The sequence below is a fragment of the Rhodococcus sp. H-CA8f genome, from assembly GCF_002501585.1.
Lineage (GTDB): Bacteria > Actinomycetota > Actinomycetes > Mycobacteriales > Mycobacteriaceae > Rhodococcus_F > Rhodococcus_F erythropolis.
This window is the reverse complement of record NZ_CP023720.1, coordinates 361,666-387,685: the sequence shown is the minus strand read 5'-3', so window position 1 is coordinate 387,685 and position 26,020 is coordinate 361,666. Positions and strand designations below refer to the sequence as shown.

The 26,020-nt window shown below is 62.5% G+C and carries 21 protein-coding genes; 14 read left to right on the top strand and 7 right to left on the bottom strand.

Annotated features, from left to right (window positions below; all coding sequences use genetic code 11):
- Nucleotides 1-37 precede the first annotated feature (37 nt).
- Entirely contained in the window at nt 38-1,123 is a 1,086-nt protein-coding gene (locus CPI83_RS01820) for an ABC transporter substrate-binding protein (RefSeq protein ID WP_097386679.1), read from the bottom strand.
- A 74-nt stretch (nt 1,124-1,197) separates the two neighbouring features.
- Entirely contained in the window at nt 1,198-2,028 is an 831-nt protein-coding gene (locus CPI83_RS01815) for a siderophore-interacting protein (protein ID WP_097386678.1), read from the bottom strand.
- Between the two features lie 171 nt (nt 2,029-2,199).
- Here CPI83_RS01815 and CPI83_RS01810 point away from each other — a divergent pair, with 171 nt between their 5' ends.
- On the top strand, nt 2,200-3,786 hold the full coding sequence (locus tag CPI83_RS01810) for a helix-turn-helix domain-containing protein (RefSeq protein WP_097386677.1): 1,587 nt from the start codon (nt 2,200-2,202) through the stop codon (nt 3,784-3,786).
- Between the two features lie 30 nt (nt 3,787-3,816).
- Here CPI83_RS01810 and CPI83_RS01805 read toward each other — a convergent pair whose 3' ends face one another.
- On the bottom strand, nt 3,817-4,131 hold the full coding sequence (locus tag CPI83_RS01805; protein ID WP_042953267.1) for a hypothetical protein: 315 nt from the start codon (nt 4,129-4,131) through the stop codon (nt 3,817-3,819).
- A 174-nt stretch (nt 4,132-4,305) separates the two neighbouring features.
- On the opposite strand from CPI83_RS01805, the gene CPI83_RS01800 reads away from it, so the two are divergent.
- Nucleotides 4,306-5,421 (top strand): agmatine deiminase family protein, encoded by a 1,116-nt coding sequence (locus CPI83_RS01800; RefSeq protein ID WP_097388109.1) that lies wholly within the window; start codon nt 4,306-4,308, stop codon nt 5,419-5,421.
- Nucleotides 5,422-5,457: 36 nt separating this feature from the next.
- On the top strand, nt 5,458-6,030 hold the full coding sequence (locus CPI83_RS01795; protein WP_046379538.1) for a TetR/AcrR family transcriptional regulator: 573 nt from the start codon (nt 5,458-5,460) through the stop codon (nt 6,028-6,030).
- A 3-nt stretch (nt 6,031-6,033) separates the two neighbouring features.
- Here CPI83_RS01795 and CPI83_RS01790 read toward each other — a convergent pair whose 3' ends face one another.
- Complete coding sequence (locus tag CPI83_RS01790; RefSeq protein ID WP_021333340.1) at nt 6,034-6,690, bottom strand: TetR/AcrR family transcriptional regulator; 657 nt, start codon at nt 6,688-6,690, stop codon at nt 6,034-6,036.
- 167 nt (nt 6,691-6,857) lie between these two features.
- Here CPI83_RS01790 and CPI83_RS01785 point away from each other — a divergent pair, with 167 nt between their 5' ends.
- From CPI83_RS01785 to CPI83_RS01760, 6 genes are read left to right on the top strand one after another with little or no spacing between them, the layout of a single operon-like run.
- On the top strand, nt 6,858-8,246 hold the full coding sequence (locus tag CPI83_RS01785) for an NAD(P)-binding domain-containing protein (protein ID WP_175470368.1): 1,389 nt from the start codon (nt 6,858-6,860) through the stop codon (nt 8,244-8,246).
- Nucleotides 8,243-9,397, top strand: coding sequence for a serine hydrolase domain-containing protein (locus CPI83_RS01780; RefSeq protein ID WP_097386676.1), 1,155 nt, complete (start codon nt 8,243-8,245; stop codon nt 9,395-9,397). Before CPI83_RS01785 ends, CPI83_RS01780 begins: the two co-directional genes overlap by 4 nt.
- The gene (locus CPI83_RS01775; protein ID WP_020909584.1) at nt 9,394-10,434 is read left to right on the top strand and encodes an NAD(P)-dependent alcohol dehydrogenase; all 1,041 of its coding nucleotides are present in this window, start codon (nt 9,394-9,396) and stop codon (nt 10,432-10,434) included. Before CPI83_RS01780 ends, CPI83_RS01775 begins: the two co-directional genes overlap by 4 nt.
- Nucleotides 10,435-10,453: 19 nt before the next feature.
- A complete protein-coding gene (locus tag CPI83_RS01770) occupies nt 10,454-12,115 on the top strand; it encodes a class I adenylate-forming enzyme family protein (protein ID WP_020971225.1) in 1,662 nt (553 codons plus the stop codon).
- Complete coding sequence (locus CPI83_RS01765) at nt 12,112-13,857, top strand: amidohydrolase family protein (RefSeq protein ID WP_097386675.1); 1,746 nt, start codon at nt 12,112-12,114, stop codon at nt 13,855-13,857. Before CPI83_RS01770 ends, CPI83_RS01765 begins: the two co-directional genes overlap by 4 nt.
- Nucleotides 13,847-14,635: an SDR family NAD(P)-dependent oxidoreductase gene (locus CPI83_RS01760; protein ID WP_019745890.1), complete on the top strand. Its 789-nt coding sequence runs from the start codon at nt 13,847-13,849 to the stop codon at nt 14,633-14,635. Before CPI83_RS01765 ends, CPI83_RS01760 begins: the two co-directional genes overlap by 11 nt.
- Nucleotides 14,636-14,637: 2 nt before the next feature.
- Here CPI83_RS01760 and CPI83_RS01755 read toward each other — a convergent pair whose 3' ends face one another.
- From CPI83_RS01755 to CPI83_RS01745, 3 genes are all read right to left on the bottom strand, one after another.
- Nucleotides 14,638-15,117, bottom strand: a complete 480-nt coding sequence (locus CPI83_RS01755; protein ID WP_019745891.1) for a carboxymuconolactone decarboxylase family protein — start codon at nt 15,115-15,117, stop codon at nt 14,638-14,640.
- Nucleotides 15,114-16,238, bottom strand: a complete 1,125-nt coding sequence (locus CPI83_RS01750) for a dihydrodipicolinate reductase (RefSeq protein ID WP_097386674.1) — start codon at nt 16,236-16,238, stop codon at nt 15,114-15,116. Before CPI83_RS01750 ends, CPI83_RS01755 begins: the two co-directional genes overlap by 4 nt.
- A 61-nt stretch (nt 16,239-16,299) precedes the next feature.
- Entirely contained in the window at nt 16,300-16,980 is a 681-nt protein-coding gene (locus tag CPI83_RS01745; protein WP_097386673.1) for an NUDIX hydrolase, read from the bottom strand.
- Between the two features lie 78 nt (nt 16,981-17,058).
- Here CPI83_RS01745 and CPI83_RS01740 point away from each other — a divergent pair, with 78 nt between their 5' ends.
- From CPI83_RS01740 to CPI83_RS01720, 5 genes are all read left to right on the top strand, one after another.
- Complete coding sequence (locus CPI83_RS01740; protein WP_097386672.1) at nt 17,059-18,981, top strand: O-acetyl-ADP-ribose deacetylase; 1,923 nt, start codon at nt 17,059-17,061, stop codon at nt 18,979-18,981.
- A gap of 303 nt (nt 18,982-19,284) precedes the next feature.
- The gene (locus CPI83_RS01735) at nt 19,285-20,394 is read left to right on the top strand and encodes an Ig-like domain-containing protein (RefSeq protein WP_232816836.1); all 1,110 of its coding nucleotides are present in this window, start codon (nt 19,285-19,287) and stop codon (nt 20,392-20,394) included.
- Between the two features lie 29 nt (nt 20,395-20,423).
- The gene (locus CPI83_RS01730; protein WP_232816835.1) at nt 20,424-22,169 is read left to right on the top strand and encodes an Ig-like domain-containing protein; all 1,746 of its coding nucleotides are present in this window, start codon (nt 20,424-20,426) and stop codon (nt 22,167-22,169) included.
- Between the two features lie 104 nt (nt 22,170-22,273).
- Entirely contained in the window at nt 22,274-24,397 is a 2,124-nt protein-coding gene (locus tag CPI83_RS01725) for a phospholipase C, phosphocholine-specific (RefSeq protein ID WP_097386671.1), read from the top strand.
- 80 nt (nt 24,398-24,477) lie between these two features.
- The gene (locus tag CPI83_RS01720) at nt 24,478-25,947 is read left to right on the top strand and encodes a cellulase family glycosylhydrolase (RefSeq protein ID WP_084326783.1); all 1,470 of its coding nucleotides are present in this window, start codon (nt 24,478-24,480) and stop codon (nt 25,945-25,947) included.
- The last annotated feature ends 73 nt before the right edge of the window (nt 25,948-26,020 follow it).

Below are 26,020 nucleotides of genomic sequence, written 5' to 3'. Positions count from 1 at the left end.
GCGACGGGTGAGCGCTTTCCGTTCTCCAGTTGTCCGTCTACACCTTCGCGCTGACGAGCGGCACGATATGTTCAGCCGCCCACGTCGTTCCGATCGGGCCACCGCTCGTGATTGCCCACAGAACATCCCCGCCGTCGGCGGTGCGAGGAGGCAGGCCAACCCAATGACCGGAGGACACAGCGCCGAGTGCTTGGAAGAGCTTCCCGCCGGTCAGCTTGTCGAAATCCTCTTCGCTGCCGGCGGCACTGCGACCGATCAGCAGGAAATCCGCATCGATGTTCTCGAGAAGTTCTTCTCCGACCGTGCTCTGGGTGACGAACTCCTTCGCACGCGGATTCTCGGCGAAACCAAGCTCACCCAGGAATGTTGCCGGCGCCGAACCTGGCGCTGAAAGATACTGCAACCCATTGCCGGTGCCGTAGAAGATCGCCCAAGTCGCAGTCAGACCCGCGAGTTGCGGGTTTTCCTCACGCACTTTGGCGAAGTACTGATCATGCTCTGCCACAACCTTTTCAGCCGCATTCGAGAGATCGAGGGTCTCGCCCAGAACACGGATCGACTCCTTCCACGGCACGAGCATCCGCGACTTCGTGTCGGGGCTCGTCACCACCGGTGCGATGGAGGACAAACGCTCGTAGTAGTCGCCCATGGACAAACCACCCAGGCCGTCAGCCCAGCCGACGGCGACGATGAGGTCCGGTTCGCTCGCGGCGATCGCTTCGACGGGAAGTGTTCCGCCCATCGCGAACTCGAAGGTGTCGAGATCCTCTGCGTCGTAAGGCAACAAGTACGACTGGGAAGCCGATTCCTTCACCATCGACGAGGAGAGGACAGGTTTGACGCCGAGCGCGAGGAGCATTTCCGTGTCGACGGCGTTGGGCACGATGGCGGCGATCCGCTCCGGTCGCTTCTCGAGAATACTTGTACCGTATGGCGATTCCAGGGTCAGCGGGTAGGTGGTCGTTCCTTCCGCAGCGGGCAGGGCGTTCCCCTCCGAACCGGGAGAGGATGCCGTTTTCGAGTCTTCGGCCGAGGCCGAGCACCCGGTTACGAGGAGCGCTGCGGCGAGCGCGGCCCCGATCAGTCCGGTGATCCGTGATCGTCTGGTGCGCAGGACTGTCATTTCTGCCTTTCGGTGTTATCGAGCACTTTCGGTGTTGCTGAGGTGAAGGGTGTTGGGTGAGCGATGGAGCCAGGTCAGGAATCTGCGCGCACGGCCCCGCCGCGTTTCCAGTAGCCGGTGAAATCGATGTCGGTCTTCACAATTCCTCGATCACGAATCAAATGACGACGAAGCGAGCGAACCGTCGCCTGTTCGCCTGCAAGCCACGCGAATACGCGTCCGTCAGACCATTCGACAGCACTGACCGCGTCGAGCAACAAAGTAGTGGCGCCGGGCTCGGCCCCCTCGCGCGGCAACCACGTGACACTCACCCCGGACAACTCGCGCACCGATTGGATGTGAGCCGAGTCCGCAATTTCGACGAACACATGCCCCCTGGCATCGGCGGGCAATTCCTCGAGCAGACGTGCGATCGCCGGCAACGCGGTCTCGTCACCGACGGCCAGCAGATACTCGTAATCTTCCGGGAGTCCCTGCGATACAGAGGGGCCCGCGATGTGCATTCGGTCGCCCGGGCTGGCGTCCCGCGCCCAGGTGGTAGCCACTCCGTCGCCGTGAACGACGAAATCGACGTCGAGTTCCCTTGTTTGCGGATCGTAGCGGCGCACGGTGTATGCGCGGGCAAGCGGACGGCGCCCCGCAGCGAAAGTCACACTGCCGTCGACCATTACCGGCAGGACCGGGTCGGTTTCGCCGGGGTAGGTGAACAGCAACCGGATGTCGTCGTCGAAGCCCGTACTCGCGAAGGCGGGTTCGGCAATTCCGTCGGCGTTGGTGAAGGTGTCGAGTTGGACTCCGGTGAGCGTCACTCTCCGCATGCCCGGCGTCACCTCTGTCACCCGATGTACCTCGAGTTCACGCAAGGTAACGGGGTACGCCGTTGTCGGACGGGTGTTTCGGGGCACGGAAAGTCTCCTCGGAAGCGCACAGACGGGGGTCCGGCCCACGTTCGATCACGACGGGCGGGCCAATAAATAAAGCTAGCCTGCCCTAATCAGTTAGGGTTATCCGTGCGTGCCGACTTCTTACACTCATCGGTCGGCTGGAAGAGAATGCATCGACGTCGGGAGGGCATCGTGGGACCACGGCTGGTGTTCCCCGCAGGCGAAGTCCCCGAGATCCCCGCTGCTCGGCTCGCCTCGACCGCGAATGAACGCGAGCCACTGCTGTTCTGGGTACATACCGGGCGCGCAGAATTGCAGATCAGCGGCCGTACCCGCAGTGTGACTGCGGGGGCGGCAATCTGGGTACCGGCGGGAATCGCGTACAGCATCCGGGTCGATCCGGGCGCGGTCGCATTTCCCATCCCACTGCCCGCGGCCGACCTGCCGCCCGCGTTGAACCGGGTCATCGACTTCGAGATCCCAGCAGACTGGCAGGACTGGCTCGTCCACCAATTCGCGCACAACTTGGGATTTCTTCGGGGTGAGACGGCAGCGGGAGCCGGACTGATCGAGCTTGTCGCGGGTGTTCACTCCGACGTGGACGACAACTCCCCGTCATACTCCCCACCGCGCTTGCCACGCTCGGCCGAAACCCTCGAGATCGCACGCACGCTGCTGCGGACGCCATCCGACGACACCGAACTTTCCCGGTTCGCCCAGCAACTCAAGATCGGTGTCCGCACCCTGCAGCGCCGATTCACCGAGGAAACGGGATTGTCATTCGTGCGCTGGCGTACTTCGGCCCGGATCGCGGCAGCGACCTCATATCTGGCCGCCGGCCGCGAAATCGGCTGGACGGGTAGCCAGGTCGGATTCGCGACACCCGCGGGCTTCACCCGCGCCTTCCGAGAACACACCGGCATGACACCCACCGACTACGCACGCGCCAACCGGCGCCCGACGCCGCCCCGTGAAGACGAGACCCTGGCACAGGGCGTTGCATTGTTGTCCGAAGAAGGCGCCCGGTCAGGATCGGCACCAGCACCCCCGACGATCCCCGCAAGTGGAACGTGGGCACGGGTCAACGACTTTCACGTCGTTGTCTGGATCTACCGAGGCTCCGCCCGGGTCACTTTCGGCGACCGAACCTGGAATCTGAGACGGGGTGACGCGATGTGGCTTCCCGCTGGAGTGCGCAACAGCGTCGAGATCGCCGAAGGCTCTTTGTTACTTCCCCTCGGATCCCAGCCGGGTGCCTCTCCCGTCACCGCACCGCCCCCACGTGTGCTGCACTTCGCGCGCGAAGCGCAGGCGTATCTGCTGCACACGGTGGTCGCGAATTACACCCACCTGCGCCCCGAGATCCACGACCCCGCCCGGATCGCGAGGCTGATTCGAAGTGCCGCGGCAGCACCCCTACCCAGCGGCGATCAGGCCGATCCAGTCGAAACGATCCTTGCCGCACTCCGGAAGAACCCCGCCGATTCGCGCACGCTGCCGGATTGGAGCGCTCGGCTCGGCGTCGACGAGGACTTGCTCCTCAAAGACTTCGTAGCGGCCACCGGCCAGAGCTTCCCGCGCTGGCGCGGTCAGTTGCGGATGACCCTCGCCCGCGCTTATTTCGAGGAGGGCCTCGCGGCCGGGGAGGCTGCCCGTCGACTCGGCTACGCGCACGCGTCCGGATTCACCAAGGTCTTCATCGCGGCTCACGGCATGTCGCCCCGGGACTACCAGCGCCGCGGATGGCGAGGAACGGTCGAAGGACTCATCGACTCGTGACCTTCCGTCGGATAATTCCTTCAGTTCCCACTACACGAACAGTGCGGCAGCCATTCCGGCAAAAACCAGCGAGATGGCAAACAAGTAGAGACGCAGAATACTGCGGTACCTCTTGCGAGCATGCTCCACTTCATACGAGCTACTCAGCGTTCGGAAGAGAACTATGAGCATCAGAGCGACGGCTGTGAACAGCGTGACCACGATGACCCAGTCCGTCGTGGTTTCCACTGGCGCTTTGCCGTCGTCGCGAATTGCCCACTGAGCCAAAAAGTTCAATAAGAACCCCAAGATGATGCCAAGCGAAGTCACCATCGGCTGGCGGGTATCCCGAATGTCATCGTTCATGATCACTACTTTCTTGACTAAATTTTCAGTCAGGAGCTAGTCTCTGTGCAAGCAAGTGAGCGCCAGACGCACCTGGTGTGATCGAACAGTAGCTGGATGTTGCCCCACTCGCGCGCGATGAACAGATTTCTCGAAGACCACACGAGCCCGCGAGAAGCAGAAGGAGTCACCGCAATGCACAGACGTCGGTTCATACAGGCAGGCGCAGCCGCGCTCAGTGGCCTCTTCCTGGCAGGTTGCGGCGATTCCGACTCAGCCTCGGGCGGGAGCAATGGCAGCGACGATCTTCGCGAGTGGGTGATGCCGGAAGAGGGCGATCCGCACAAGCGCACCTGGATGGCGTTCGGCGCCAGTGAAGCGATCTGGGGAGCCGCCCTCCTGCCCGAGGTCCAGCGCAACCTCGCGACGATCGCGCAGACTATCGCGCAGTTCGAGCCCGTCTCGATGCTTGTCTGTTCCGAGGAACTGGACTTGGCACGAACCCTCGTCGGCCCATTGGTCGAACTGATCGCCGCCCCTCTCGACGACCTCTGGATGCGCGACACCGGCCCCGTATTCGTGAAAGGCAACGGGACCAAAGCGGGTATCGATTTCAACTTCAACGGTTGGGGCGAGAAGCAGGATTTTGATCAGGACGGCCAAGTCGCAGCGTTTGTCGCCGCCCGCGCGGGAGTCGAATCATTGCCTACCGACCTGATCCTCGAAGGCGGCGGCATCGAGGTCGACGGCGAAGGAACAGCCATCATCACCGAAAGCTGCGTCCTCAACAACAACCGCAACCCGGGATGGTCGAAGTCGGACGTCGAAGCCGAACTCGGTCCCCTGCTCGGCCTCGACAAGATCATCTGGCTACCGGGAATCGCAGGCAAGGACATCACGGACGGCCACACGGACTTCTACGCCCGCTTCGCGCGACCAGGCGTCGTGGTCGCAGGCCTCGACACGGATCCGGAGTCCTTCGACCACGACGTGACCGCACGCCACCTCGAGATTCTCGAGAACGCGACCGACGCCCAGGGGCGGAAGCTGGAAGTGGTTGTTCTCGAGGCACCTGTTTCGATCAGGCCGCAGTTCGAATCAGATGATTTCGCAGCCGGATACATCAACTTTTACGTGTGCAACGGAGCAGTCATCGCCCCTGAATTCGGTGATCCCGAGGCCGACCAGGCTGCCAGAAGTGAATTGGAGCGCCTCTTCCCCGACCGTCGCGTCGTGCAGATCAACATCGACGCCATTGCCGCCGGTGGTGGCGGCATTCACTGCACCACCCAGCAGGAACCTGCGGACTAGAAGCCCGTCCCGACCACCCTCGTAGAATTCGGACTCGTGTCGAACCGTCAAACGGAAATCTTGGAAGCGGCAGTCCGCGTCATCGCCCAGCACGGCGTGCGCGGGCTGAGAGTGGAAACGCTCGCCGCCGAGGCGGGGGTGTCGACCGCGCTGATCTACTACCACTTCCAGAACCGCGCCGGTGTGCTGCGCCGGGCCCTCGATCACATCAACGATCGCGCCGCGCTGTACACCGAGGATGCCTTCACGGAAACAGACCCGCGCGCGCAGCTCGACCAGATGCTCCTGCTGGAGTTTCAGAACTCGCCGAAGATTCGCGAAAACAGCATTGCATGGGGCGAACTTCGGGCAAGCGCCGTCTTCGCAGACGAGCTACGCGAATCACTACGTACCACAACGCAGAAATGGGCAGACGACGTCGAATCCTTGATCCGGCAAGCTCAGGACGTCGGCCTCGCTGATCCGAAGGCAAGCCCGGCCGACGCCGCCGAACGACTCACTGCACTGGTCGAAGGCCTGAGTGAACGCTGGCTGAGCGGCTCGATTTCCATCGAACGAGCAAGAGAACTCCTCATCGGTGCGATCAGCGTGGAGATCGATCCGAGCTAGCCCCTACCGCTCGTCGCCGCCCTTGGATTCCGGCGACAGGGCCGGGAACCAGATGTCGGTCAGAACCTCGGCCGCCTGCATCCGAGTCACATCGATCGTCCCCTGCACGGCCCAGCGTGTGAAGAATCGCTCCAGCTGGCTCACGAGCAATTCGACGCGCAACCTCGCCTCGTCATGCTGTTCCACCGGCCACCGACCCAGATACTTGGGCATGGCATTCGGTAGTTCGGTCATACCGTCTCGCGCTGTCTCGCGGAACTCCGGTTCGAGTGCCACGGCCTCGTCCCACGCCGGCAGCAGGCGCTTGTTCTCGTCGAACCAGTCGAAGGCACGCTCCAGCCATGCGGTGAACTCCACGCGAGAGTTCGTGTCGAGGACCCGATCGAGATCGATGTAGAAAGCGAACGCACTCGCCGCCATCCCGGCCGCGCCGATCGTCTTGAGCATCTCCACCTTGCTGGCGAAATGCACGTAGAACGTGGCTCTACTGCATCCGACGACCGAGGAGATGTCGTCGACCGTGACAGCCGCGTATCCCCGTTCCTCGAACAGAGTGCGTGCGGCGTCCACGAGTTTGGCCCGCGTCGCTCGTTTCTGCTCGTCGCGAAGGGTTCCCCGCCTGTTCTTCGGGCCATCGGTAGTCGTGCTCACGTCGCCCACCTTGCTCGCATTTCGACTTCCTGGCAAATCACCGACTCACCGTCATCAAAAAACATTGCGTCATTCATTGACACATCGTCAGCGAATGGCGCACTATGACTCAAGTCACTTCTCGGGCTTCGATTCTTCTTCGCGCACGCCCGAGACAGAACAGAAAGCGATGGCGAATGAGCCCCTCCCCCTTGCCGAGCGTCTGCATCATCGGCGCCGGGCCTACCGGAATCACGACGGCCAAGCGAATGAAGGAATTCGGAATACCCTTCGACTGCTACGAAGCGTCCGACGAGGTCGGCGGAAACTGGTACTACAAGAACCCCAACGGAATGTCGGCCTGCTACCAGAGCCTGCATATCGACACGTCGAAGTGGCGCTTGGCATTCGAGGACTTCCCGGTCTCTGCTGACCTTCCCGATTTCCCCCACCATTCCGAACTCTTCCAGTACTTCAAGGACTACGTCGAGCATTTCGGCCTGCGTGAGTCGATCATCTTCAACACCAGTGTTGTTGCCGCAGAGCGTGATGCAAACGGACTGTGGACGATCACGCGCTCGGACGGCGAAGTCCGCACCTACGACGTCCTGATGGTCTGCAATGGTCACCACTGGGATCCCAACATCCCGGATTACCCGGGCGAGTTCGACGGCGTCCTCATGCACAGCCACAGCTACAACGACCCGTTCGATCCGATCGACATGCGCGGCAAGAAAGTTGTCGTGGTCGGAATGGGGAACTCCGGCTTGGACATTGCTTCCGAACTGGGGCAGAGATACCTCGCCGACAAGCTCATCGTCTCGGCACGCCGCGGCGTGTGGGTGTTGCCGAAATACCTGGGCGGCGTGCCGGGAGACAAACTGATCACCCCGCCCTGGATGCCTCGGGGGCTGCGCCTGTTCCTGAGTCGTCGATTCCTCGGCAAGAACCTGGGAACCATGGAGGGCTACGGACTACCCAAGCCAGATCACCGCCCCTTCGAGGCACATCCGTCAGCCAGTGGCGAGTTCTTGGGACGCGCCGGGTCCGGCGACATCACCTTCAAGCCGGCGATCACCAAACTCGACGGAAAGCAGGTTCATTTCGCCGACGGCACCGCCGAGGACGTCGACGTGGTCGTCTGCGCCACCGGCTACAACATCAGCTTCCCCTTCTTCGACGACCCGAACCTGCTGCCGGACAAAGACAACCGATTCCCACTCTTCAAACGCATGATGAAGCCCGGAATCGACAACCTCTTCTTCATGGGACTCGCTCAGCCCATGCCGACGCTCGTAAACTTCGCCGAGCAGCAGAGCAAGCTCGTCGCGGCCTACCTCACCGGTAAATACCAGCTGCCGTCCGCGAACGAGATGCAGGAGATCACCAAGGCCGACGAGGCGTACTTCCTCGCCCCCTATTACAAGTCACCGCGCCACACCATTCAGCTCGAGTTCGACCCGTACGTCCGCAACATGAACAAGGAAATTGCCAAGGGCACCAAGCGTGCCGCGGCCTCGGGGAACAAACTACCTGTTGCGGCGCGTGCAGCAGCACACGAACTCGAGAAGGCGGATCGCGCATGAGCACGGTGAACGGTCACTGCAACAACGAGTTCGAAGCCGTCCACACCGCCTTCGAGGCGCAACTCGAATCCGGTGAGGAGTTGGGTGGCTCCATCGCCATCACCGTCGACGGAGAAGCCGTAGTAGACATCTGGGGCGGATACGCCGACGAATCCCGTACCACTCCTTGGGGCCCGGACACCATCGTCAACACCTTCTCCATCACCAAGACCATGACGGCTCTGTGTGCGCTCCTGCTGGTCGAACGCGGCCAATTGGACGTGTACCAGAAGGTTGCTCACTACTGGCCCGAATTTGCGGTAAACGGCAAGGAAGACATCGAAGTTCGCCACCTTCTGTCGCATACGTCTGGCGTCTCCGGTTGGGAGCGCCCGATCGAGCTGAAGGACATCTACGACCTCGAGACGTCCACCGCTCGCCTCGCTACCCAGAAGCCTTGGTGGACCCCAGGTACCGCGTCGGGCTATCACGCGATCAACTACGGCCATCTCGTCGGTGAGGTCATTCGTCGCATCGACGGTCGGACCCTCGGCAGGTTCTTTGCCGAAGAGCTTGCCGGTCCACTGGGAGCCGACTTCCACATCGGCACGTCCGCAGAGCATTTCGGTCGAATAGCCACCATGGCTCCGCCGCCCGCGTTGGAGTTCGACCTGTCCACGCTCGACCAGGACAGCATCTTCATCAAGACCCTGACCTGCCCACTGCTCGACTACCCCGAGGTCAACACCGCGCCCTGGCGGGAGGCCGAGATCGGCGCAGTCAACGGCCACGGCAACGCACGTTCTATCGCTCGGATCCAATCCGTGATCTCGAACGGTGGTGTGCTCGACGGCCAGAAGCTGCTCTCGCAGAGCACCATCGACCTGATCTTCGAGATCCAAGCCGACGGTATCGACCTCGGGATCATGACTCCGCTCAAGTTCGGCATCGGATACGGACTGCCGCACCCGGATACCGCACCCCTGGTTCCCGACGGACGCGCCTGCTGGTGGGCCGGTATCGGCGGCTCGATGCTGGTCAACGATCTGGACCGCCGGATGACTTTCGCCTACGTCATGAACAAGATGGCACCCGGTCTGATCGGGTCCGACCGCAGCAACGCCTATCTGAGCGCTGCGTACAACTCCGAGATCAGCGAGGTCAGTTCATGAAGGCAGCTCAGCTCATGGGGCCTGGTCTCCTCGAGATCAACGACGTGCCGATCCCCGAGATCAGTCCATCGGAACTGCTGATTCGGGTGGGCGCAGCGGGAATCTGCCACTCCGATCTGCATCTCCTGCACTTTCCGTACAAGATGCGCGAAGAACCGCTGACCATCGGCCACGAAATTGCCGGAACGATCGAAGCCGTCGGGAGTGGCGTCGACGGCCGTTCCGTCGGAGAGCGTGGCGTCGTCTACCTGTGCTGGTCCTGTGGACAGTGCCGAGAATGCATGAGCGGCAACGAGAACATGTGCCTCGCCGCTGGACGCACCGCGATGCCGCCCTGCCCCGGGCTCGGTCCCGAAGGCGGGATGGCCGAGTACGTCAAGATCCCGGCTCGCTCATTCGTACCCATCGGAGACCTCGATTTCCTGCAGGCCGCACCACTCGCCGATGCGGCACTGACGAGCTACCACGCCATTCGCGGCGCACGCGAACATCTCCAGCCCGGTGCCACCGCCGTCGTGATCGGCGTCGGCGGACTCGGTCACGTTGCAGTACAGATACTTCGGGCAATCAGTGCCGTGCGCATCATCGCCGTCGATGTCGGACAGGATCAACTCGATCTCGCCAAACGTTGCGGCGCCGACATCACGCTCGAATCGGGACCGGACACCGCGCAGCACATCCTCGACCTCACGTCGGCCAGAGGCGCAGAAGTCATCTTCGACTTCGTCGGTATCGACGCAACTGCACAGATGTCCGTTCAAGCGGTTGCGCCGAACGGCGCGTATCGCATGGTGGGTCTCGGAGGCGGAAACCCGGGAATCACAGCCGAAGCTGCCGGCGGACCGGGCTGGCCGTGGGGCGCATCGATCCGGAAGTCCTATGGCGGCACCAGAAACGACCTCGTCGATTCCATCGCCCTGGCACAGGCTGGTCTGGTAACGGTAGAAGTAGCCCGCTTCGACCTCGCTGATGCCCGCGACGCACTCGACCGTCTCGAACACGGCAAGGTCACCGGACGCGCAGTGCTCGTACCCTAATCTTCGAAAGGCACTTCACGTGACTACTTCCGCTGATACACAAGCATTCATCGCGTCCGTCATGGCTGGGCTGACCGGCCCTGGTGGTCCTTTCGAGATGCAAGTCGAGGATGTACTCGGCAGCTCGATGCCCGTCATGAAGAACCGTGACAAGGCACTCGGCGACGTGCTCGCTGCATCCTTCGATTACGGATCACGCGACTACCTGGTGACCAAGGACCGACGCTTCAGCTACCTCGAGCACGGCGAGGCCGTAGCAGCATTGGCCACTGCGCTGCGCGAGCGTTACGGCGTTCGCAAGGGCGATCGGGTGGGCATCCTCGCCGCCAATACGCCGGAATGGGTGATGACCTTCTGGGCGGCTCAGTCGCTTGGCGCCATCGCCGTCGGGTTCAACTCGTGGTGGGTGGCCCGTGAAGTGCAGTACGGCATCGATCACACCACTCCCACCGTGGTGATCGCCGACGCCAAACGCGCACAAGTTCTTTCCGAAGTGAACACCGATGTTCCCGTGCTCACGATGGAAGAAGATCTACCGGCATTGATGGAGAAGTATTCGGGTTCTGCACTGCCCCGCACGTCCGTCGACGAGGACGATCCGGCCGTCATTCTTTACACGAGCGGAACCAGCGGCCGCCCCAAGGGAGCTGTTCACACTCATCGAAACGTGTTGGCCGTCATCGACTACCACCGCTACAGCGATCGCCTCGCTGCGGCATTCACCGGCCGACCCAGTGACGGCCGACCCAGTGACTTGCGGTATCTGCTGACCGCGCCGCTGTTTCACATTGCAAGCCTGCATAACCTGGCGATCCCACGACTCGCGACGGGCGGAGCCGTGGTCATCCATCAGGGCGCCTTCGACGTCGACGAAGTCCTTTCCCTTGTCGAACGCGAGAAGGTCACCAACTGGGCGGTGGTCCCCACCATGGCAACCCGTCTCCTCGAACATGGCAGTCTCGAGAAGTACGACCTGACCTCACTGAGCGCCTTTGCACTCGCGTCTGCGCCGTCATCTCCGGCTTTGCAAGACCGCCTGCGCGCACGACTGCCTTTTGCGCAGCACACCTTGGTCGACAGTTACGGGCTCACCGAATCCTCCACCGGCATTTCGGTTGCCACGCCACCAGAACTCGCCGCGTTCCCCGGAACTCTCGGACGGCCCATCATCGGTGTGAGTGTGGAGGTCCGTGATCCATTCGGTGTTGCGGTTCCCGACGGCGAGGAGGGCGAAATCTGCGCTCGCAGTCCGTATGTGATGTCGGGATACTGGAACGACGAGACTGCAACTGCTGCCGCCATCGGTCCCGACCGATGGCTCCGAACCGGCGACTTCGGAGTTCTCGAAGACGGCCGACTCCGCCTGACGGGCCGCCGGTCCGATCTGATCCTGCGCGGCGGCGAGAACGTCTACCCTCTCGAAATCGAGCAGACTATCGACGAGCATCCCGCGGTACTCGAATGCGCTGTGATCGGCATTGATTCGGCAGACCTCGGTCAAGAAGTGGCGGCCGTTGTCGTTCTTCGCAGCGAGGGAGCGGCGACCGAAGAAGAACTACGCGACTATGTCGCCGAACGACTGGCCTACTTCAAGGTGCCGGTGAAGTGGAAACTGAGCACAACTCCTCTGCCTCGCAATGCAACCGGGAAGACGATACGCGCAAAGGTGGCTATCTCATGACCTACGACGCCGTGATCAACAACGGTCTGTGGTTCGACGGCACCGGGGCGAAACCAGCTGTCCGCAATCTGGGTATCAGAGGCGGGCTGGTCACTGCCATCTCCCTCGATCCACTCGACGAAACCGACTGTCCCCGTGTCATCGACGCGCGGCGCAAGTGGGTGATCCCGGGCATCGTGGACATCCACACTCACTACGACGTCGAGATCCTCGAAGGCCCGGCGCTGAGCGAATCTCTCAGACACGGGGTCACGTCGATCTTTGTCGGATCGTGTTCCCTGTCCACCATTCACGCCAGCCCGTCGGACGCCGGCGACCTTTTCGGCCGCGTCGAAGCTATCCCACGCAAGCACGTCGTCGAGGCACTCACGCGGGCCAAGACCTGGAACTCCGCGAGAGAGTATGTTGCTGCACTCGAGGCGCTTCCGCTAGGTCCCAACATTGCAGCCTTCATCGGACACTCCGACATGCGAGCCGCCGAGATGGGACTGGATCGTGCTACCCGGAAGAGCGTGCACCCCACCGACACCGAACTCGCGTCGATGGAAGCACAGTTGACCGAAGCTCTCGACGCAGGATTCGTCGGGATGTCCAGTCAGCAATTGTTGTTCGACAAACTCGACGGCGAGACCTGCCGCTCACGCACGCTGCCGTCGACGTATGCAACCACGAAAGAACGACGCCGACTCAATGCGATCCTGCGCCGCCGAGGACGGGTATTTCAGGCCGGACCTGACCTCTCCAACCCGATGAGTACCGGAGCGATGGCGTTCTCCAGTGCGGGTATCTGGCGTAAGCGACTCAAGACGAGCATGCTTTCGGCGGCCGACATCAAGTCCAACAAGTTGGCCGTGGTGATCCTCGGCCCACTGGCACACTTAGTCAATCGACTCGGCGGCGACCTGCGCTGGCAGCACCTGCCAGTTCCCTTCGAGGTATATGCCGACGGCATCGACCTGGTTGTCTTCGAGGAGTTCGGATCCGGCGCTGCAGCACTGCATCTGACCGACGAGATGGAACGCAACGTTCTGATGCAGAGCGAGAAGTACCGTCGGCAGTTCCGCAAGGACTACGATCAAAAATTCGGCGTCAAAGTCTGGCACCGCGACTTCTTCGACGCCGAAATCGTCTCCTGCCCCGACGAATCCCTTGTCGGCAAGAGCTTCGGGCAGGTCGGCGTCGAACGAGGCGGCCTCCACCCTGTCGATGCATTCCTGGATCTGGTCCTCGAACACGGCACGAAAGTACGTTGGCGCACAACCATCTCGAACCACCGGCCGGAGATTCTGGACAAGTTCGCGCAGGACAACGGCGTCCAACTCGGGTTCTCCGACGCCGGAGCGCATTTGCGCAACATGGCGTTCTACAACTTCGGCTTACGACTACTACGACGTGTCTACGATGCCCAAAAGGTCGGCCGTCCCTTCATGACCGTCGAGGCAGCGGTGCATCGCCTCACCGGCGAACTCGCCGAGTGGTACGACGTCGATGCCGGGCACCTTCGATTAGGTGACCGCGCCGACCTGGTTGTGATCGATCCCGCCCATCTTGACGATTCACTCGAGGCGTACGCCGAAAGTCCGGTCGCGGAGTACGACAACCTCTCCCGCATGGTCAATCGCAACGATCAGACCGTCACCGCAGTGTTCGTCGGCGGCGAGTACGTCTTCGGCGACGGAGAAGCAGCACCCGTTCTCGGCAACCGCCGAACCGGAAAGTTCTTGAAAGCAGGTGCCCATTAACACGTCCAGATTTGCCGGCAAAACCGCGGTTGTCACCGGCGCAGCATCAGGTATCGGTGCAGCCATTGCACTACGACTTATCGGCGAAGGCGCACAGATAGCCGGAATAGACATCGATGCAGAGGGTTTGAAGGAGTTAGCCTCCCAGCACGGCGCGTCTTTCCTCGCCGTTCCCGCTGACGTCACCAAGGAATCCGATGTTGCCGAGGCTATTGCCGCTGCGGCTGCGGAATTCGGCGGTATCGATCTGGCTTTCAACGTTGCCGGGGCGTCGAGGGTGGGGCAGATCGTCGACCTCGACGAGGCCGACTGGGACTTCACCATCGACCTGGTGCAGAAGGGCGTCTTCCTCTGCACCAAACATGAAGCGCGGCATATCCGAGAGCACGGTCGCGGTGGTGCGATAGTCAACGTGTCCTCATTGAACGCGCACGTGCCGAGCCCCTACGGGAGCGCGTACGCGACAGGCAAGGCCGGGGTCGAGATGTTCAGCAAGAATGCCGCGATCGAACTCGCTGCGTCGGGGATCCGGGTCAATGCCGTTCTACCCGGCCTGGTCGACACGCCACTGGTCGCGCCGGTCATGAACTACGAACCCGCCCGCGACATGTTTCTCAGCCGAATCCCCATGTCCCGAGCGGCAACTCCCGACGAGATCGCGGGCCCCTGCCTCTATCTTGCCAGCGACGACGCCTCGTACATCACCGGAACCAGTCTGGTCGTCGACGGCGGCTGGGAGGTCTCGAACTACCCGGATCTGACGACGCTGGGCAACTAGGTTCAGTTGCCGGGCAACACACATTGAGTGTCGAGGCCGAGGACGTGGTTGAGCCGGCCGAAGGCCAACCACGATCCGAGGCACATGCTCAACTCGACGATTTCTCGCTGGGAGTAGTGAGCTGTCATACGTTCCCAGAACTCGTCGTCGAGCCCGTGGTGGTCGAGGGCGTATCTCTCGGCGTATTCGGCAGCGAGGCGCGTCCTGTCGTCGAAGGCATCTGTGGTGCGCCAGTCGGTGACAGCCTGATCGAACGTCGACTCCACAGTCTCGCCGTCACGCTCGGTGCGCCAGTCCTGACAGAAGATGCACCCGTTGATCTGAGCGATCCGAAGCCTGGCCGCCTCGAACTCGCGGAGTCCGAGAGTGCCGTCCGTGTAGACCTTTTGGGAGAACCCGGCGGCCGCGGGCCCGATGCCGGGAACCATCTCGCCCCACACGTAGCCGATCGGGTTCTTGCCTTCGGGTATGTCGATATTCATGTGAGTACCTCCGAGTTTCGGGCACCGAGCTTGCCGACGCCGGGTGTGAGCGGAACGTCCAGCGCGTCGTAAAGGCCGGGTTCAGCCTTACGTAGCCACGGAATTGCGTTGACGAGACGTCCTACGGCCGTGGCATTTCCACCGGCCGCGCGGTTTCCACCTTCATCGGTGGCTTCGACGTTGATCTCGATTCGTGGTCGTCCTTCGACGATCACCTTGTGCGCGCCGTCGCCTCCGTCTGGCGGGAGCGGCCAGTCGCGGGCACAGGACGGATGAATACGCGTGACGTGTTCGATCACGATCAGGGGTTCCCCGCCGACGATTCCCTGAACCTCGAATCGCAGTGCGCCTTGGGTGCCGGCCGCGAACTCCCCCATATGTTCGGTCGACACGGTTTCCTCGAGCCGGCGGCGCAGCAAGGTCTCGCGGATCTCGTCGAGTTCCACCCCGAGCGCTCGGGCGATGAGCCGAATCTGCCCGCCCCAGACCATGGTGGGAACACTGGGCGCGACCATCGGAGGTTCGTAGTCCATCGGCTGACCCATCCCGATCAGGTAGCGGACAGAATCCGGCTGTTCGTAGGTCGTGTAGTCGAAGATTTCCTGACACCGGATCTGGTCGATTGTCCCCGCGAGCCCGCTGACGAGAATCGGCAGGATGTCGTTGCCCCAGCCTGGGTCGATACCGGAGACGAACAGAGCGCCGCCGCCCGCCTTGGCGGCAGCTTCGACGGGATCACGAAGTTCGGGAGGCGCAGATTTCGGGTCGTACAGCGCATATACCGACGGCGTGACCACTACAGCTCCGGCGGCCAGCGCCCGCGTGATGTCGGCAACCGCGTCATCGGGCCGAATGTCGCCGGACGCCGCGTAGACCACCGCGCCGGGAGACGCTGCGAGCACGGCATCGGCGTCGTCGGTAGCCGCGACACCCAGGTGCACTCCCAGATCCGCGAGGTCGCCGGCGTCTCGCCCGACCTTTGCAGGGTTGGCAACGATGACGCCGACAAGTTCGAGGGCCGGATTGGCTGTCACAGCGCGAATCGATGCACGCCCGACGTTGCCGGTACCCCACACGACAGTCGGAATCTTGGACTCGGCTTCATTCGAAACTGCACCCATCAACCGGACATTACCCAGCTCAGCGCGTCAGGTCAGCAGAACTGCAAGAATTCGTTTCACTTCATCCGGTCAAAAATGCCATTGCCTGCGCAGTCAGTGCGCCGTCACCCCGCCTCCGGTACGTCTCGGCGGGCCGGCCGTTACCTGGCCTGCTCATCTCGCCGGTACTTTCGAGCGCGTCGAACACCTGCCGGCGGAAGCTGTCCTTCTGGAACGGACGATCGAAGATCACCTCGTACAGTCCCCGAAGTTCGGCGACGGTGAACGTCCCGCCCGACAATCCGTCCGGATCCACGTACGACGCATACCTCGTGCGTAGGTCCGTGACCGCGAGTCGCACCATGTCGGCATGGTCGAACGCGAGTCCCCTCACTGCCTCGTCGTCGTACACATCGACGAGAAGCGCCGAATCGGGCAGTGCCGATTCCGGTAGGCCCGCGGTATGCGCGACCGACAAAACCCATCCACGGTCGTCGCGGTCCGGTCGGTCGAAGATCGCCAACTGGTGAAAGCTCGTCTGGGTCAATTCTGCCTTGACCGACAGGGCACGATCGGCTGCGGCCGTGAGCAATTCGCGTTCGTGCAGAAACGTTCCCGGTAGCGCCAGCGCACCGAGACGGTGCCGAACCACCAGAACTTTCAGAGATCCACCGCTGTAGGTCAGCACCGCGACGTCCACTGCCACAGACGGACGCGGATAGTCCGTCAATCCCTTGCCGCTCGTGCCTGTCCATTTATTCACCCTTGCATGTTATCTCAAACATGATCTATGGTTAGCGCAAAGTTGATCAAACGATCATCGCGAACCGAAGAGGTGGCTATGAAACTCACCGCACAGCAGTCCGATCGAGCGGCCGGCGTTCTGCTCGGCACCGCAGCAGGAGACGCACTCGGCGCCGGCTACGAATTCACCTACCCGAAGGCCGAGGTCACGATCGACATGATCGGTGGCGGCCCGTTCGACTGGGCGCCGGGAGAATGGACCGACGACACCTCGATGGCAGTTGCGATCGCCGAGGTGGCCGCTACCGGAATCGACATCGGAAGCTCTGACGGTCTCGATGCCATTGCAGCACAGTTCATCCGGTGGTACGACTCGAAGCCCGCGGACATCGGCAACCAGACGCGAGCAGTGTTGTCCGTCCGCTCCGAAAGCGCAGCGGCGATGGCGGATCGTGCGCGGGCGATCAGCGGCCGCAAGGCCGGCAACGGCTCGCTCATGCGGACTGCTCCCGTCGCCCTCTCCTACTTGGACGATGCAGAAGGTGCCATGGCGGCCGCGCACCGGATCAGTTCACTCACGCACGACGACCCGCGTGCCGGACAGGCGTGTGAGTTGTGGACCCATGCCATCCGCCATGCCGTTGTCGCCGGCAACTTCGACGGCGTTCGAGGCTTCCTCTCCGTTGCCGATCAGGAGGTAGCCGAATACTGGGGCCCGCTGCTCGATCAGGCCGAAACCGGGAACCCGCAGGACTTCTCCAAGAACGGTTGGGTGGTGCATGCACTTCAGACTGCTTGGTGGGCCATCACTTCCACGGACAATGCCGACGCTCGCCACCTCCAGTACGCATTGGAAGCAGCCGTACGAGCCGGCGGGGACACCGACACGACTGCGGCCATCGCGGGTGGCCTTCTCGGCGCCCGTTGGGGAGCGTCGGCTGTTCCCGCCCGCTGGCGCCGAATCATGCACGGCTGGCCGGGATACCGTTCCTCCGATCTGGTTCGCCTGGCGATCAAGACTGCTCGCGGCGGTACCGACGACAAGAACGGATGGCCGTCGACCGCAGAACTCGATTACTCGAAATTCCGCGGAACCCACCACCTGACCACACATCCGCATGACGACGGCGTGATGCTCGGCGGCGTCGATGCAGTGTCCACTGCGGACTACGACGCCGTGGTCAGCCTGTGCCGCATGGGAACACGGCAGGTCAGCTCCGATCACGTCGAGTTCTGGTTGGTCGACGACGGTCACGATTCCAACGCCAACCTCGAGTTCGTTCTCGACGACGCAGCGCGCACCGTCCAGGCGTTGCGGGCCGAGGGAAAGCGCGTACTCCTTCATTGCGTTCAGGCGCACAGTCGCACACCGTCGGTTGCGGCGCGATACTCGATGTTGATCGGACGTGACCCCTACGACGTACGCTCGGCTATGCCGTGGGCTCGCCCGAAGCGTGAACTCTGGAACACGGCAGTCGGAAACACAGCCGTCGGAAACACAGGAGGATCCATGCCCGCTATTACAGTCGTCGAAGGTGACATCACGACGCTGACCGTCGACGCCATCGTCAATGCGGCCAACTCCAGGCTCCTCGGCGGTGGCGGTGTCGACGGCGCGATCCACCGAGCCGGAGGACCGGAGATCCTGAAGGCCTGCGAGGTATTGCGCAACACCAGCCTTCCCGACGGCCTCCCGGTGGGTGCGGCCGTGGCCACCACCGCGGGAAAGCTCCACGCCAAGGCCGTGATTCACACCGTCGGCCCGAGGTATTCGCGCTCCGAGGACCGATCCGGATTGCTTCGGTCGGCGTACACCCGCAGTCTCGCCGTTGCCGACTCGATCGGCGCACGAACCGTCGCCTTTCCGTTGATCTCGGCAGGGGTTTACGGCTGGCCGAAGGAAGATGCGGTCCGACAGGCCGTTTCAGCGATTCGCACGGCGAAGACCGAGGTCGAGACGGTCACACTGGTCGCATTCAACAAGGAGACGGCAGAACTGATGCGCCGCGCGATCGCCTGACCGTTTACCGGGCCCACTTCACGCCACGTTAAAGCAGTGCAGAGCGGTCAGACAAGTGGAGAAATTTCGCCGGTTGGACGTTTGTCCAACAATTTGTCCGAATCGCATATTTCGCGGCTCGCTCTGTGTTCTACTCCTCTCCAGGGTTTGAGCTGGTGGTGAGCAAACGACGAAGACGTATTCGCTTCTCTGTCAGCTCGAGGCCGGTTCCCGGACCCGGCTTCAAGCCGAGAGCTCGATCTTTTCGAGCGCTACTCAAGGAGAATGTGAATGGTGTCGACGTTGATGCGCCGAGGAGTAGGGGTGGCCGCATCCTTGACCGGATGCGTTGCCCTGGTCGTCGGCGGAGCGGGAGTTTCATCCGCCGCTGATGTGAACCTCCCGTTCACGGCATCGTGTCACGGGTGGCAGTTCCCCGGTCCGATCACACACAACGAGACGCGTGATTCCGGCGTCACGATCAGTGCCCCGACCGTGGTTCCGCCGAACTCGACCTTCACCTACCGACTCGCCCCCAAGCCGATGACGGTCCCCAATGACGGCTACGACCTCAGGTCCGTCGTGAACTGGACACGTCTCAAGTTCGATTTCGACATCCCTGCAGGCACCTCTTACGTGGGGGCGCAGATCGTGGCCGGCACCAGCTCGAATCTGGGTGGGGTCGCCCCGACGATCACGCGGGTGAACGATGCCGGTTCACCCGATCCGAATGGGACGCATCTTCGTATCTCCGGCAACAACATCACGGCAGGCAACGGACCCAACACCGACGACAACGGCGGCGGCGGAATCGAGGTCGGTGGAGGAAAGACGTTCCAGCTCCCGGCAGTCGACGTCACCGTCACGTCAGGGGCTGTGGGAACCCAGATCAAGCCCATGCTCCGCGTTTCCGACACCAACTCCGGTTCCTACGACAGTGCCGCCAACTACCTGACCTTCCTGCAACAGGAAACCCTGCTCGGCGGCGTCAAATACTGGCTGACCACCAATTGCTCACCACGCGACAATCGTTCGGCCGGATTGAACGCAGGCGGCCAGCCGCTCGCCGTGATCAATGTCGACTCCAGCCTCGCTCAGACACAGACGCGAATCGACGCACCCGGTAAAGCTGTCGTCGGTGACTCCGTGGAACTGACGGCGACGGTCACTCCGTGGCCGTCGGGAGGAACAGTGCAGTTCCGTGACGGAGGGGTCGACCTCGGCGCTCCGGTGGCCGTCGTCAACGGCGTCGCGAAGGCCAACCGCACGATGACAACAGTGGGCGACCACAACATCACGGCGTACTACACGGGATCTGCAGGCTTCATGGAGTCGATGTCGGGCGCCGTGACGATCAACGTCGTCGAACCGTCCGAGCCCGAGCCGGGCACCGGTAGCCTCGGCAGCCTTGGTACCCCGGGATTCGGGTCGTGAAAACTGTGAACAGAAACCAGGATTCGTCGATGAACTCGAAACTGTTACGCGGCTCTGCGATTGCAACCGTCTCGGTACTGGCCGGCGGGTTGTTCGCGATCGCCGGCGGCGGGACCGCCTCTGCTGCCCCCGAGACCAAGAGCGTGGCCTTCACAACTGCATGCCATGTGCGCGAGATGGACGGTGCGGCAAGCCCGATCACGTTCAACGAGACGCTCGGCTCGGGGGTCACCATCACCGCGCCGACCACCGCGGCACCAGGTGAGACCGTCACCTACCGCGTGCAGCCGAACGAGATGAAGGCAAACGGCGGCGGCCATGCCAGCCGTGGAGTCGTGCATTGGGCCCGGATCAAGTACGACTTCGACATCCCGTCGGGCGTCGAATTCGTGAGTTCGCAGCTTGTGGCGGACAGTGCGTACGGCCTCGGATCCGACAGTGCCACTCCAACAGTCACACAGATCGACGACGGCGGTAATCCATCGGCATCCGGTACGCACCTGCGTATCTCCGGATCGAATCGGACCATCGGAAACGGTCCGTCCTCCGCGGTTCGATCGAGTGACGGCATCATCGTCGGTGCCAACACCAAGTTCCGACTCCCCGCAGTCGACGTCACAGTCAAAGCCGGTGCGGCTGGTAGCGAGATCAAGCCTTCGCTGCGAGTTTCCGATCCCGGCTCCGCCAACTACGACGACGACCGAAATGCGCTCACATTCGTCCAGCGCGAGAAGGATGTCTTCACAGTCAACTACTGGGAGCGCTACAACTGCTCCCCGCGGGACAACAGGAACTCCGGCCTCAACGCCGGTGGGCAGGCCCTGACCACCATCTACGTCAGCCAACCGACAACCACCACAATCCAGATGCCCGACTCGATCCAAGCCAGCACACCGACAGAGCTTGTCGCAAAGGTGGATCCGGCTCCGGTCAACGGAAACGTGCAGTTCAGGGTGGACGGCGCTGACGTCGGTACACCTGTCACGCCCGGTGCCGACGGCACTGCCCGGCTACCGCATACCTTCTTCACCGCCGGAACCGCGCGGGTCTCCGCAACGTTCCAGGGAGTCAACGGATTCCAGAGTTCCAACTCGACAGAGACGATGGTCACGGTGACTGCCGCACCTGTCGTCAAGCAGACCGACACTGCCGTGAACGTTCCTACCGATGCAAAGACGGGCGTATCGGTGTCGCTGAGGGCGCAGGTCACGCCGACCCCCACTGGTGGCACTCTCCAGTTCAAGGATGGCGCTGCAAACATCGGTGCCCCGATCCCGGTGGGCGCTGACGGAAAAGCCACTCTGGAACACGCATTCACCTCGGCCGGATCTCATGCAGTGTCGGCCTACTACTCCGGCGCAACAGGATTCATGCCGTCGATGGCATCGGCCCAAACGGTCACCGTGTCTGATCCCGCGCCGTCCGATGTCACCACCTCGACCTCACTGGCAGCTCCCGCGACGGCCAAGCAGAATGTCGCGGCAGAACTTTCCGCAACGGTCAGTCCTAATCCGGGCGGGGGTTCGGTTCAGTTCTTCGACGGTGACCAACCCATCGGACAACCCGTTGTCGTCGGAGTCGATGGTGTGGCGCGACTGACGCACACTTTCGCATCGACGGGCGACCATCCGATCAAGGCGGCATACGCCGGGCGAAGCGGATTCACGCAGTCTGCGTCGGACGAATCCGTCGTAAAGGTTTCTGCTGCGCCTGATGATGGCGGAAACGGCGGCTCGGGCAGCCTCGGTTCGCTGGGCGGTCTCTTCGGTTCCTGATCGCATTTCTCTCGACACTGTTGCCGCTGCACCGATTCGGAGCAGCGGCAACAGCATGTCGCGGCCGTAGTCATAGCACTGATTGATTGATCGATGGAGCACAAGTGTCCAGGAATTCCTTTTCTCGACGGTCGTTTCTCGCCGCCGGGGTCGGTGCGACTGCAGTCGCCGCCGCTTCCCTTCTGCCGCCGTCGCTTCAACGTGCACTGGCGACACCCGCAAACTCCGGCGGGCTCGATTCGATCGAGCATGTTGTCCTCGTCATGCAGGAGAACAGATCTTTCGACCACTACTACGGCGCTCTGAGGGGTGTCCGCGGCTTCGGGGATCCGAATGCGTTGCGTCTACGCAGCGGCCAAAGCGTCTTCGAACAACCCGGACCTACCGGTCCTGTGCTCCCCTTCCTCATCCGCGATTCCGCTGCAGCACAACGCATGGACACCCAGAACGTCACCGGGCTGGATCACAGCTGGGCGGGCGGACATGCCGCACTCGCCGACGGCTGGCACGACGGTTGGATTGCGGCAAAAACCGGTACGACGATGGCGTACTACGACCGGCAAGACATTCCCTTTCATTACGAACTGGCGGACTCGTTCACAATCTGCGACGCCTACCACTGCTCCGTTCCGACGTCGACGAGCCCCAACCGGAACTATTGGGTCTCTGGATACACCGGATACGAGCCACTTTCGCCGAATCCAACCGAGTCCGTCCTGCCTTCGGATCCGCCCGGCCCCGAGGGAAGAGCTGTAACCAATGCGGCCTACAACCCCTGGCACGCCGGCTACGGATGGACGACGGTTCCCGAGCGGTTGCAGTCCGCCGGCATTTCCTGGAAGACCTACCAAGAGTGGGACAACTTCGGAGACAACAACCTCGAATACTTCACTGCCTTCAAGAAAGTGGCGGCAGGGCTGCTTGGTCGGCCAAGCCTGCTCCCCTACGAACTGCAGACCTTGGCCGGGTTCTATCTCGCCCTGCCGTCGATGCCGGCGCCGGTCCAGGACGCAGCGGTACTGGCCCTCGAGAATGCTGCAGACCAACTGTCGCCTGCTGATCGCCAACTCTACGATCGCGCACTGTACCGATCCCGGCCCGGCACACTGGCCGCCGAGTTCAGGAAGGACGTCGAGTCGGGCAGACTGCCGCAAGTCAGTTATCTCGTTCCGTCCGAAGTGGATTCGGAGCACCCATCGGGATCGTCACCTGCGGCGAGCGCAACACTGCTATATCAAGTGCTCGACGCCGTCGCCTCCGATCCCGATCTGTGGGCGAAGACGGCCGTGATCGTCAACTTCGACGAGAACGACGGGTACTTCGACCATGTACCGCCACCTCGACCACCGCGCTCGGTCGAAACCGAATGGGTCGGCAATCAGCCGCTCGGCCTCGGCCCGAGGGTGCCGATGACGATCATCTCGCCGTGGACTGTTGGCGGTTTCGTTTGTTCACAAGTGTTCGACCACACGTCCGTCACACAATTCCTGGAGAAGCGGTTCGGAATCACGCAGCCGGAAATCGACCCGTGGCGACGCACGGTGAGTGGCGACCTGACGTCGGCGTTCGACTTCGCCAACCCGCGTAGCCGACCGACTTTGGCGCGCCCGCAGCCCACTCCGCCTCTGGAACCGCGGTGGACACCGACCCCACCCACCGAACAGAGAATGCCCCTGCAGGAAAGCGGCACTCGACCAGCACGGGCCCTTCCCTATCAGCCCGACGCCTACACGACGGTGAACCCGGAAACCGGCTCGTTGACGGTCCATCTGGTCAATGCCGGTGCCGCATCAACTCACCTGGCCTTGTACCCGTACGCAGGTGAGTTCGACGAGCCACGGCATTACGACCTCCTGGGCGAGGTCGATGACACCGTTGCGCTCAGTGATCGCGTCTACAGCCTGACCCTGGTGGGTCCCAATGGTTTCAGGCGCGAGTTCAGTGGAGCTACAGACAGTGCGGCAGCCTCGCTCGACGTCTCGACAACCATCGACGCAGGGTCGCGCGCGCTTGTACTGACCGCGAACAATTCCGGAAGTCGTGCACTCTCCGTCGACGTCGACGGAGACCGACTGAAGCTCGCTGCCGGCGCACGCGGCCGGTGGGCGGTGGCGTCGGTGGACGGCTGGTATCAGGCCACCGTGACGGTCGACGAAGATCTTGAATTCAAGCGCGTGCTCGTCGGACACATCGAAAACGGGCGTACCAGCGTAAGCCAACCGACGTGAATCGACACCGAGTGATCAAGACCAGGGCTGAATCCTCAGTCGGACAAGTCAATCCATCCACACATCCAGGAGGAGTTTCCGTGCGCCGTATCCCGCTCTCAGCATTGATAGTCGCGGGCTCACTGATACTGGGCGGCGGCATTGCCGCGGCTCAGGGCAGCCTGCCCACGTCGGGGAGCGCCGGCGGCACGGACGTGCCGCCGTCGTACCTGACCGACGACGCCGGCCGCTCCTTGATCCTGCGAGGGTTCAACACGGCGTCGAGCGCAAAAAGCGCACCCGACGGCATGCCGAAGTTCACCGAAGCCGACCTCGAACGCGAACATGCCGACATGGGAACAAATTTCGTGCGGTTCCTGATCTCCTGGCGTTCGGTCGAACCGGAACCAGGACAGTACGACCAGGCGTATCTCGACCGCGTCGAGGACCGGGTCAGCTGGTACGCCGAGCGCGGCTACAAGGTCATGCTCGACATGCATCAAGACGTCTACTCCGGCGCGATCACACCAGAGGGCAACAGCGGCAACGGCGCAGGCAACATCGGCAACGGCGCACCGGCCTGGGCGACATACATGGACGGCCTTCCGGTCAGCCCTCAAGACCGCTGGGAGCTGTACTACATCCAACCCGGCGTGATGCGCGCATTCGACAACTTCTGGAACACCACCGGCCAACACCCCGAACTGGTCGAGCACTACGCGAAGGCATGGCAGGCGGTGGCCGAACGTTTCGCAGGCAATGACACCGTCGTGGCATACGACCTGATGAACGAGCCGTGGGGCGGTTCCCTCCAAGGCCCCGCATTCGAAGGCGGGCCCCTCGCTGCCCTGTATCAGCGAACCACCAACGCCATCAGGGAAGTCGATCAGGACAGCTGGGTGTGCGTGGCCCCGCAGGCCGTCGGCGTCAACCAAGGTGTCCCCAGCGGACTGACGAAGATCAACGACCCACGAGCCGGCGAACAGCGAATCGCCTACTGCCCACACCTGTACCCACTGCCCCTCGACCTCGGTGACGGATACTCCGGCCTCTCACGCACACTCACCGACGCGACCATCGACACCTGGCGCGACAGCGTCGAACACATAGCCGGAAACGTACTCGGCGGCGTCCCGGTCATTCTCGGCGAATTCGGGCTCGACACAACACTGCCCGGCGCAACCGACTACATCGACCGCGTCTACACGACCGCCCGAGAACTCGGCGCGGGCGTCTCCTACTGGTCCAGTGATCCCGGGCCTTGGGGCCCGTACCTGCCGGACGGAACACAGACACTCCTCGTCGACACCCTGAACAAGCCGTATCCGCGCGCCGTCGCTGGCACACCCACCGAATGGTCCTCGACCGTCGACCGCCTTCAGCTGACGTTCACCCCGAACCCCGCGGTGACGGCACCGACCGAGATCTACTTACCCGAGAGCGGCTTTCCCGGCGGCGTCGACGTCGCAGGCGCCGACATCGTGAACTGGAACCCCCAAAGCCGTCTTCTCACAGTGGAAACCGCGGACGACGCGGGCCCCGTCACAGTCACGGTGACGCCGGCAAGCTGATCGCGAGCGTCGAAGTTCCTGGATATTTGTCCAGTTCTTTCGTAACGTACAAGCGACGGGTGATCAGCCGACG

What these genes read in the sequence shown, in the direction of transcription:
- CPI83_RS01780 (WP_097386676.1), top strand. Translation starts at nt 8,243, where the DNA reads ATGAGCACGGTGAACGGTCACTGCAACAACGAGTTCGAAGCCGTCCAC.
- CPI83_RS01750 (WP_097386674.1), bottom strand. Translation starts at nt 16,238, where the DNA reads ATGGGTGCAGTTTCGAATGAAGCCGAGTCCAAGATTCCGACTGTCGTG.
- CPI83_RS01785 (WP_175470368.1), top strand. Translation starts at nt 6,858, where the DNA reads ATGAGCCCCTCCCCCTTGCCGAGCGTCTGCATCATCGGCGCCGGGCCT.
- CPI83_RS01730 (WP_232816835.1), top strand. Translation starts at nt 20,424, where the DNA reads ATGAACTCGAAACTGTTACGCGGCTCTGCGATTGCAACCGTCTCGGTA.
- CPI83_RS01820 (WP_097386679.1), bottom strand. Translation starts at nt 1,123, where the DNA reads ATGACAGTCCTGCGCACCAGACGATCACGGATCACCGGACTGATCGGG.
- CPI83_RS01775 (WP_020909584.1), top strand. Translation starts at nt 9,394, where the DNA reads ATGAAGGCAGCTCAGCTCATGGGGCCTGGTCTCCTCGAGATCAACGAC.
- CPI83_RS01805 (WP_042953267.1), bottom strand. Translation starts at nt 4,131, where the DNA reads ATGAACGATGACATTCGGGATACCCGCCAGCCGATGGTGACTTCGCTT.
- CPI83_RS01765 (WP_097386675.1), top strand. Translation starts at nt 12,112, where the DNA reads ATGACCTACGACGCCGTGATCAACAACGGTCTGTGGTTCGACGGCACC.
- CPI83_RS01800 (WP_097388109.1), top strand. Translation starts at nt 4,306, where the DNA reads ATGCACAGACGTCGGTTCATACAGGCAGGCGCAGCCGCGCTCAGTGGC.
- CPI83_RS01755 (WP_019745891.1), bottom strand. Translation starts at nt 15,117, where the DNA reads ATGAATATCGACATACCCGAAGGCAAGAACCCGATCGGCTACGTGTGG.
- CPI83_RS01740 (WP_097386672.1), top strand. Translation starts at nt 17,059, where the DNA reads ATGAAACTCACCGCACAGCAGTCCGATCGAGCGGCCGGCGTTCTGCTC.